General features: G+C 39.3%; 2 protein-coding genes and 1 pseudogene. All 3 read right to left on the bottom strand.

Annotated elements, in window-relative coordinates; genetic code table 11:
• A pseudogene (locus tag H5072_RS16825) lies at positions 1 to 385 on the bottom strand (spermidine synthase); the annotation flags it as partial.
• A 3-nt stretch (positions 386 to 388) separates the two neighbouring features.
• Complete coding sequence (locus H5072_RS16820) at positions 389 to 1288, bottom strand: DUF350 domain-containing protein (protein WP_024597420.1); 900 nt, start codon at positions 1286 to 1288, stop codon at positions 389 to 391.
• A gap of 26 nt (positions 1289 to 1314) precedes the next feature.
• The gene (locus H5072_RS16815; RefSeq protein ID WP_182672490.1) at positions 1315 to 2247 is read right to left on the bottom strand and encodes a CHAD domain-containing protein; all 933 of its coding nucleotides are present in this window, start codon (positions 2245 to 2247) and stop codon (positions 1315 to 1317) included.
• Positions 2248 to 2478: the final 231 nt, after the last annotated feature.

Raw genomic sequence — 2478 nt, 5'->3', positions numbered from 1 at the left:
CGTAACCATTAAGTACAACATCTGGGGGTAAATTAAAAATGCTCGAAAATAAATGAGGAAGAGAATAACTTACAGCTATTACACCCGCTATCGCTAAAATGCAGCCCATGCCAACCAAAGCAATAATGCTTTCTAGCCAAGCAAAAGCGGTAAATGCATCTTTAAACCAACGCGCTAAAAAAGCGCCTAAGCCCATTGCTACAATCATAGTACCGATCATGGCGTAAATAGCGCTTTCTACTGAGCCAAGTACACGGCCCGCATAATGAGACAGTAAGTATTCATAAATAAGGCCGCACCCAGCAAGCACGGCCATAACAGTAATTAGTAATATATCGTGCCCAAGTAAGCGAGACTTACTTGGGGGAGTGTTGGTTGATGACACTGATTATGCGCCTAGTAAGGTTGCCATAGTGATACCTACAGCAAATGATACTGCTGCAGAAATAGCTGCTACACCTACATTTTTTTGACGATTAACTTCATCGGAAATATCGCAACCAGATAAAATTATTTTAATTGTCACTAAGTGCAAAATAATAAATGCGACAAGGCTCACAACAGCGCTAATAGCCCAGTATAGTAAACTCGCATTAATGTTATCAGCAGCGTATGGCGCAACACCCGTTGCAGCTGTAATAGCTAATGCACTACCTATTAAAAATCCAGCGTAACGAATACCCACAGCTAAGTTACCATCAACAATTGCTTGTTGTAGGCAGTCGCCACTTTTGTTTGTACGCTTAAATAACTGCACTCGGTACTGGCTAACAAGTAGTAATACAACACTACCTATAATAAAGGCAGCAATTACAATTGGAAGACCATGCCAGCCATCAGTAGCCACCCATAAAAGTGCTGAGCGAATAACTATTGCAACGCTAACAACATGACCAAAATCAATTATTGAAGCTGTAACGTTACCTTTAACTATTTCGTCGTGCAGGCTTACTTTACGAAGCGCTACTTTATCTTGAAAAAAGTGACCCAACTTAATAAGTACAATTGCTAATGCGCCGTAAGCTAACATTTGCAGTGCTTCTTGTTGCAATGTTGCAGCAAAAGCACCACTACTTACACCTGTTAATACAATCGCCAGTGCCACTAAACCAGCGGCAAAGCTAATACCAAAAGCAAAGTTATCACGCTCTGTTATTTCATCATTTGCGTGTAAGTTTGAAACCCAACCTTTTATATATTTAAGGCTTACAAATAATAAAACAATAATTGCAAAATCAATCGCCAATGCTTGTAGCGACCACATAGTTATTCCATTAAATTCATACATATTATTCTAACTCCAACTTTATTCTTTTACTTACCACGGCTCACGCCACGAGAGGTTCTGCTACCGCTATCACGCACCGATCCTGAGCTATTGCTATAACTGCTAGAACGAGAATAACTACTGCGGCTTTTTGGTGGCGTATAACTACTACGGCTTAAACCGGATGCACCTGTTTTTTTACTCGCATAAGGGCTTGTAAACTGCTTACCTTGGCGTTGGTATGTTTGGCGCGTGCGTGTTTCTAGCGCGCTTTGGGTTTTAATTTGTTTAGGGCTTGAATAACGCGAACGGCCATAGTCATTGTAATAACTATACTTTCGGCGTTTGCTCCAACTTCCATATTCAACACGGTCAAATACATCGCCTAAAATACGGTACATGCCGTACCATTGCCAAAAGCTAATACCATTACTATTTGTTTGCCAGTTACCATAGTTAGGGTTACCTACCATTTGGTTACCAACACCCTCACCTTCAGCTTGCTTACTAATTGCGCCTACACGCGCTAAAGTGCCTTTGGACATATCAGCTAGCATATTAATAGGATCGGTTAACGCATCAGAAAATAGCGTAGGTTTAGACGCATCACGCAACAAATCAATGCTATGCAACGTATCTTCGTAAGGAGGAATTAAGTAAGTTCCTTTAATATCTTTAAGTCGCTGTGTTAAACCACTATAAAGTGCACCTTGACGCGTTGCATCAAGGGTAATTACATCAACAACTTTTGTAAGCTCTGGCTGTTGTTTTTTAAGGAGCTCGCCATATTCTTTAAGTAATACAGCATTGCGCACATTCCCATTATCAAGCGCAGTACCAAGCTGTGACAGCTCTGTATCTGCTTTTTTAATAGACTCTTGAATTGTTTGTTGCAGCTGCTCTTCTTTAGATTGACAACCCATAAGCACTGCGAACAAACAAAACAGGCTTATAAGTTTCCAAGCTTTAATATTCGACATTCATGTCACCTGATTTACTAAATTAACTTAGGTAGTTTTACACAGGTCACTTATTAAACCAAGAATGAAATTGCAACAAAGTAAGTCAGTACAAAATTAAATAAACAGCTATATTTAGTATATGAATTTAAAAGCATTCTCAATGTTAAGCTTTTAGTGCTACAAAGGGCGTAGTAAGTAACTTTTTTGTAATTATGGATTGCCTGATTACACAATAATAACTAAAACATA

It is taken from the genome of Pseudoalteromonas sp. SR45-5 (assembly GCF_014163565.1).
GTDB lineage: Bacteria > Pseudomonadota > Gammaproteobacteria > Enterobacterales > Alteromonadaceae > Pseudoalteromonas > Pseudoalteromonas distincta.
Note: the sequence above shows the minus strand (reverse complement) of the source record. Positions and strands in the feature narration are given on the sequence as shown.